The sequence below is a fragment of the Vibrio sp. 10N.286.46.A8 genome, assembly GCF_041470165.1.
GTDB classification, from domain to species: Bacteria; Pseudomonadota; Gammaproteobacteria; order Enterobacterales; family Vibrionaceae; genus Vibrio; species Vibrio tasmaniensis_A.
Map to the genome: position 1 here is coordinate 1 of NZ_JBFRLX010000332.1, position 7,078 is coordinate 7,078.

A 7,078-nucleotide genomic window follows, 5' to 3' on the forward strand; every position below is an offset into this window, starting at 1 on the left:
GCCTACGCCGCCACTAGCACCCGTTACTAGGATTTCACCGTCTTCTGGTTTGATGCCTGCATCTACGATAGCTTGCACACAAAGCATAGCGGTGAAGCCAGCTGTACCAATCGCCATGACTTTCTTGGCGTCAAGACCTGCAGGCATTGGCACTAACCAGTCACCATTTAGGCTAGCTTTCTCAGCCATACCGCCCCAGTGGCCTTCACCAACACCCCAACCCGTCAGAACAACTTCGTCGCCTGCTTTGTAGCGCGGGTCATCAGATTGTGAAACCACACCAGAAAGGTCGATACCAGGAACCATAGGGAAGTTGCGAACAATGCGCCCTTTACCTGTTATCGCCAAACCATCTTTGTAGTTCAAAGAAGAGTAGCTCACATCAACCTTCACGTTACCTTCTGGTAATTGAGACTCATCAATTTGAGAAACTGATGCGATAGTTTTTTTGTCTTCTTGGTTTAGTACAAGTGCTTTAAACATGATCTGCTCCGTAGGAGGAATATTAGGAAACTGAAGTAACTTTAGTTGAATCATCCGAGAAAAAATAATGAAACATCAACATTGAATATATGCGTTTTGTGCATAGATGTCAGTGTTGGTTTTTCTCTCGCTGAGTTCGCTGAACGCAATCGATGCATTGTTGGATGCCAAGTAATAAAAAGTGCAGCTATATAAATATAGCTGCACAAAAGATTACCCTACAAGTATTACAACCAGTGATCGCTATGGGCGTTCAAATACCGTTGCAATACCTTGGCCTAAACCAATACACATGGTCGCCAAGCCGTATTTCACGTCTTGCGCTTCCATCAGGTTGATTAGCGTCGTCGAGATACGAGAACCAGAACAACCCAGTGGGTGACCGAGTGCAATCGCACCGCCGTTAAGGTTAACTTTCTCGTCAACTACATCCAATAGACCGAGATCTTTAGCACATGGCAGAGATTGAGCAGCGAACGCTTCGTTGAGCTCAATAACGCCCATATCTTCAATGGTTAGGCCTGCACGTTTTAACGCTTTTTGAGTCGCAGGTACTGGACCGTAACCCATGATTGAAGGATCGCAGCCAGCGATAGCCATCGACTTCACGCGAGCGCGAATCTTCAGGCCAAGTGCGTTAGCTTTCTCTTCGCTCATGATCAGCATTGCCGATGCACCATCAGACAATGCTGATGAAGTACCTGCTGTTACCGTTCCGTTTGCTGGGTCGAATACAGGACGCAGCTGAGATAGACCTTCAACTGTTGTTTCTGGGCGAATAACTTCATCGTAATCCAGAGTGAACAGTGAACCGTCTGCTGCGTGAGCTTCGGTTGGTAGGATTTCGTTCTTGAAACGACCTTCTACTGTTGCTGCTTGTGCTCTAGCATGTGAACGAGCGGCGAAGGCATCTTGGTCTTCACGGCTAATACCGTGCATTTTGCCTAGCATCTCAGCGGTTAGGCCCATCATACCTGCCGCTTTTGCTACGTGTTTAGACATGCCAGGGTGAAAATCAACACCATGGTTCATTGGTACGTGACCCATATGTTCGACACCACCGATCAGGCAGATTTCAGCATCACCAACCATGATAGAGCGGGTTGCATCATGCAGAGCTTGCATAGATGAGCCACATAAACGGTTCACCGTTACCGCACCAATCTCAATCGGCAGACCAGCAAGTAAAGCAGCGTTACGTGCAACGTTGAAGCCTTGCTCTAGCGTTTGTTGTACACAACCCCAGTAAATGTCTTCAATTTCGACAGGGTTTACTTCTGGGTTGCGCTCTAAAATGCCTTTCATCAAATGTGCCGACAGATCTTCAGCACGAGTGTGACGGAAAGCTCCACCTTTGGAACGTCCCATTGGGGTACGAAGGCAATCAACAACAACTACATTATTCATTTTGCTATTCCTTTTCCAAATGTGGGTTACAGAGAACTGGCTTGTTGGCCGTCGTAAAAGCTTTCGCCTTTCGCTGCCATATCAAGCAATAGTTGAGGAACTTGGTACATTGCACCTAAGTCTTGGTAGCTCTTCGCCATTTCAACGAAGTTACCAATACCCACACTGTCTAAGTAGCGGAATACGCCGCCTCTGAATGGAGGGAAGCCTAAACCGTAAACCAGTGCCATATCCGCTTCTTGCGGTGTCGCGATGATGCCTTCTTCTAAACAAAGCACCACTTCGTTGATCATAGGAATCATCACACGTTGGATAATTGTCTGGTCATCAAAGTCTTGTGGTTGTTGGCATACGTCAGCCAGGATAGGAGGAATGTCTTCAGAGAAGGTCTTCTTAGGACGACCGCGTTTGTCTACGCTGTACGTGTAGAAACCGCTGCCGTTCTTCTGGCCGTATTTTTCAGCGACGTAAAGTGCGTCAATTGCATCACGACCTTCTTTACCCATACGCTCTGGGAAACCTTGCGCCATTACTGCTTGTGCATGATGTGCTGTGTCTAAACCTACAACGTCTAGCAAGTAAGCAGGGCCCATTGGCCAACCGAACTTACGCTCCATGACTTTATCGATCTTAGTGAAGTCAGCACCGTCACGTAGCAACATGCTGAAACCGCCAAAGTAAGGGAAAAGTACACGGTTAACGAAGAAGCCTGGGCAATCATTAACAACGATAGGGGATTTACCCATCTTCGCTGCGTAAGCAACCACGCGATTAATGGTTTCTTCTGAAGTATGCTCGCCACGGATGATCTCAACCAAAGGCATGCGGTGTACTGGGTTAAAGAAGTGCATACCACAGAAGTTTTCTGGGCGTTTTAGAGATTTTGCTAGCAGGTTGATCGGAATCGTTGAGGTGTTTGATGTAAGAACTGTGTCTTCACCCACCAGACCTTCCACTTCACTCAGTACTGCTGCTTTTACTTTAGGATTCTCTACAACCGCTTCCACAATCACATCTGATTGCTCAACACCTGCATAATGCAGACTTGGAGTAATAGAAGACAGAATACCTGCCATCTTGAATCCATCTAGGCGACCGCGTGATAAGCGTTTATTCAATAACTTAGAAGCTTCGTTCATACCAAGATCTAGAGACGCCTGTGCGATGTCTTTCATCATCACTGGCACACCTTTCAATGCTGACTGGTAAGCAATACCGCCACCCATGATGCCAGCACCAAGTACTGCCGCGCGTTCAGTTGCTTTATTCGCAGACTTACCAGCTTGTTTTGCTAAGCCTTTAATGTATTGGTCATTAAGGAATAAGCCGACCAATGCTTTTGCTTCTTCAGATTTTGCTAGCTTAACGAAGTGTTTACGCTCTATATCCAATGCAGCATCACGATCGCTACGTGCTGCTTCTTCGATAGCGATAACCGAAGTGATTGGTGCTGGGTAATGAGGCCCTGCTTTTTGAGCAACTAAGCCTTTCGCCATGGTAAAGCTCATCATCGCTTCTAGTTTGCTTAGTGAAAGTGCTGATGTTTTTTGTTTACGACGTAGCTGCCAATCGAGTTTCTCATTGGCTGCTAGAGAAACAGTGTTGATTGCCGACTCTAGTAACTGGTCTGTTTCAACAATCGCATCTAACAAGCCAACTTTAAGTGCTTCATCTGCACGGCATGCTTTGCCTTGCGTGATAATTTCCATTGCACTGTCAGCACCGATAACACGTGGCAGGCGCACACAACCACCAAAGCCAGGCATGATGCCAAGTTTGGTTTCTGGTAGACCTATGCTAATGGTCTTGTCACCGATACGGAAATCGGTAGCGAGTACACATTCACAGCCGCCGCCAAGGGCATGGCCACGCATCATTGAAAGAGTTGGGACAGGAAGGTCTTCGAGCTTGCTGAAGATTGAATTAGCGAATCTTAACCATTCATCAAGTTCTGCTTCTGGCTTAGCAAATAGGCCAAGAAATTCAGTGATGTCTGCGCCCACAATGAACGCGTCTTTGTTTGAAGTTAAGATTAAACCACGTAATCCTGCGTGAGCATTAAGGGCATCTAACGCTTTATCTAGTGATTCTAAAGTTGCAAGGTCGAGTTTGTTTACAGATGCCGGTGCACAGAAGTTTAATTCCGCAATACCATCTTGTAATTCCTTTACCTGTAGGGTGTTAGCTTGGTAAATCATTGTCTATCTCCATGACATACAATCCACGATTGTTTGAGAGAATCTTGTTATCTTTCTATTATTGTAGAGCGCCTGGTAAGACCAGTTATTCTAGTCTGTACCTCTGCTTGATTAATTTCAATACATTTTTTAAACAATTGTTTAACATTGTGCGACAGCACAGATCCTCTAACCCTTATTATTCACGCGTGATACACTTCGCCGCTCTTAATAATTAAGTTAACGATATGAATGAACAGCCCTATTTAATACCGTCAGCGTCGGCTTTATTTGAAGAAGAGATAAAAAAGAGCGTTTTTATTACTCATCTTGCTCATACTCCAAGTGTAGAAGCTGCTAAGCAGTTCGTTGAACAGGTAAAAAAAGAGCATTCTTCAGCGCGACATAACTGTTGGGGCTTTGCTGCAGGGCGACCTGAAGACTCGATGAAGTGGGGCTTTAGTGATGATGGCGAACCCTCGGGTACTGCTGGAAAGCCTATCTTGGCGCAACTGTCTGGTTCAGGTGTTGGCGAGTTAACGGCTGTAGTCACTCGCTATTCAGGCGGAATCAAGCTCGGTACTGGTGGTTTAGTTAAGGCTTATGGTGGTGGAGTACAACAAGCTCTCAAGCTGCTTCAAACTATCGAGAAAAAAATAACCACAAAATTACGGCTAGAGTTAGACTATGGCTTTGTGCCGATTGCACAATCCATCATGGCTCAGCATCAGGCTGTTGAAGTCCAAGCGGATTATGGTGTTCAAGTTGAGCTTATTATTGAAATAGAGCTCCTTCAGGTAGATTCGTTTACCCAAACCATGATCAATAAAAGCGGTGCTAAGGCACTGGTAACGAAAGTCAAAGACAACTAGGAAGTGTGAAGCATTTCGCTTCGTTCAATAGCTCATGCAATTTCGCTCAATTATTCGAATCGTCGGATTATTATTAGCACTTTTTAGTGTATCAATGCTCGCACCTGCGCTCGTCGCTCTGATCTATCGAGATGGTGCAGGTGTGCCATTTGTGACGACCTTTTTTGTTCTCTTATTCTGTGGAGCGACCTGCTGGTTTCCAAACCGACGTTATAAGCATGAATTGAAAGCGCGTGATGGCTTCTTGATTGTTGTTTTATTCTGGACGGTAATCGGTAGTGCTGGTGCGCTGCCGTTTTTGATCGCCGATAACCCCAATGTGTCGGTAACCGATGCTTTCTTCGAATCCTTCTCTGCATTAACAACCACGGGCGCGACCGTTATTGTCGGCCTCGATGATCTGCCTAAGGCGATTCTGTTTTATCGCCAATTCCTGCAATGGTTTGGTGGTATGGGTATCATCGTATTAGCGGTAGCCATCCTTCCTGTTCTCGGCATCGGTGGTATGCAGCTATATCGTGCAGAAATCCCGGGCCCTGTAAAAGACAGTAAGATGACTCCGCGTATTGCTGAAACGGCAAAAGCGCTTTGGTACATCTATCTGAGTCTAACGATTGCTTGTGCGGTGGCGTTTTGGCTTGCAGGCATGAGCTTCTTTGATGCTATCAGTCATAGCTTCTCTACTATTGCGATTGGTGGCTTCTCGACTCACGATGCGAGTATGGGCTATTTCAACAGTCCGGCTATCAACATGATTACGGTCGTGTTCCTTCTTATCTCTGCGTGTAACTATTCGCTTCACTTTGCTGCATTTGCTTCGGGTGGTGTGCATCCTAAGTATTATTGGAAAGATCCTGAATTCCGCGCCTTTATCTTTATTCAAGCGGTTTTGTTCTTAGTTTGTTTCTTATTACTGCTTAATCACCACTCTTATGACTCGTATTACGATGCCTTTGATCAAGCCTTGTTCCAAACGGTATCTATATCGACGACCGCAGGCTTCACTACCACTGGTTTTTCTGAGTGGCCGTTATTCTTACCTGTGCTGCTTCTGTTCTCTTCTTTTATAGGTGGCTGTGCAGGTTCAACGGGCGGTGGTATGAAAGTCATTCGAATCTTATTGCTTACTTTGCAAGGTGCTCGTGAAATGAAGCGCCTTGTCCACCCGCGTGCTGTCTATACCATCAAGGTTGGCGGTTCTGCGTTACCACAACGTGTTGTTGATGCGGTTTGGGGCTTCTTCTCTGCATACGCATTGGTTTTTGTGGTTTGTATGTTGGCTCTTATTGCTACTGGGATGGATGAGCTGAGTGCTTTCTCTGCCGTAGCGGCAACATTGAATAACCTTGGCCCGGGCTTAGGTGAAGTGGCAATGCACTTCGGCGATGTGAATGATAAGGCCAAATGGGTGTTGATCGTATCTATGCTGTTTGGTCGTTTAGAGATATTCACCTTATTAATTTTATTGACCCCTACGTTTTGGCGTAGCTAAGGACAACATTGTGGCAAAAGCTCTATTTTTGTATTCAAGCCGTGAAGGGCAAACCAAGAAGATCTTGAACTATATAAAAGAAGAAATGAATGAGTTCGAATGTGAGCTTCAAGATCTGCACACTATTAGTAATGTCGACTTTGCTCAATACGACAGAGTGTTGATTGGTGCATCTATTCGTTACGGCCACCTCAATAAGAAGCTATATAAGTTCATTGATGCCAACCTTACTCAGTTGCAATCCAATAAGGTTGCCTTCTTCTGCGTTAACTTAACGGCTCGTAAAGAAGACCAAGGTAAAGACACCCCTGAAGGTAGTGCCTATATTAAGAAGTTTCTTCTTAAGTCACCATGGCAGCCGACTCTAATCGGTGTATTCGCGGGTGCTCTCTATTACCCTCGTTATAACTGGTTCGATAAAACCATGATTCGCTTCATTATGAATATGACAGGCGGAGAAACGGACACAACCAAGGAAGTTGAGTATACGAACTGGGAAAAAGTCTCTTTATTCTCTAAGAAATTGCAAGAGATGTAAGAGAAAAGCCTACTTTTGAGGCGTTTTGTGCTCTTTTTAATCGAACGAATAAAAAAACGAGAAAAACTTCAAAAAGGGCTTGCCAGTGTGATCGAAATCTCTATAATGC

At 45.3% G+C, this 7,078-nt stretch carries 6 protein-coding genes; 3 read left to right on the plus strand and 3 right to left on the minus strand.

All coding sequences use genetic code 11. The annotated features are described in order from the left end of the window. From AB4232_RS22130 to fadB, 3 genes are all read right to left on the minus strand, one after another. Positions 1–483 (minus strand): alcohol dehydrogenase catalytic domain-containing protein (locus AB4232_RS22130; protein ID WP_372088020.1); only part of this gene is annotated, 483 nt, incomplete at its 3' end. A 243-nt stretch (positions 484–726) separates the two neighbouring features. Then, positions 727–1,890, minus strand: coding sequence for an acetyl-CoA C-acyltransferase FadA (fadA, locus tag AB4232_RS22135; protein WP_009848166.1), 1,164 nt, complete (start codon positions 1,888–1,890; stop codon positions 727–729). A gap of 26 nt (positions 1,891–1,916) precedes the next feature. Continuing rightward, positions 1,917–4,088 (minus strand): fatty acid oxidation complex subunit alpha FadB, encoded by a 2,172-nt coding sequence (fadB, locus tag AB4232_RS22140; RefSeq protein ID WP_372088021.1) that lies wholly within the window; start codon positions 4,086–4,088, stop codon positions 1,917–1,919. A 227-nt stretch (positions 4,089–4,315) separates the two neighbouring features. Between fadB and AB4232_RS22145 the strand changes: the two genes are divergently transcribed. Genes AB4232_RS22145 through hemG form a run of 3 tightly spaced genes read left to right on the plus strand, consistent with a single transcriptional unit; the run spans position 4,316 to position 6,969 of the window. Continuing rightward, entirely contained in the window at positions 4,316–4,939 is a 624-nt protein-coding gene (locus tag AB4232_RS22145; protein ID WP_004736669.1) for a YigZ family protein, read from the plus strand. 34 nt (positions 4,940–4,973) lie between these two features. Further along, positions 4,974–6,431 (plus strand): TrkH family potassium uptake protein, encoded by a 1,458-nt coding sequence (locus AB4232_RS22150; protein WP_017077285.1) that lies wholly within the window; start codon positions 4,974–4,976, stop codon positions 6,429–6,431. 10 nt (positions 6,432–6,441) lie between these two features. After that, positions 6,442–6,969, plus strand: coding sequence for a menaquinone-dependent protoporphyrinogen IX dehydrogenase (gene hemG / locus AB4232_RS22155; RefSeq protein WP_017077284.1), 528 nt, complete (start codon positions 6,442–6,444; stop codon positions 6,967–6,969). Positions 6,970–7,078: the final 109 nt, after the last annotated feature.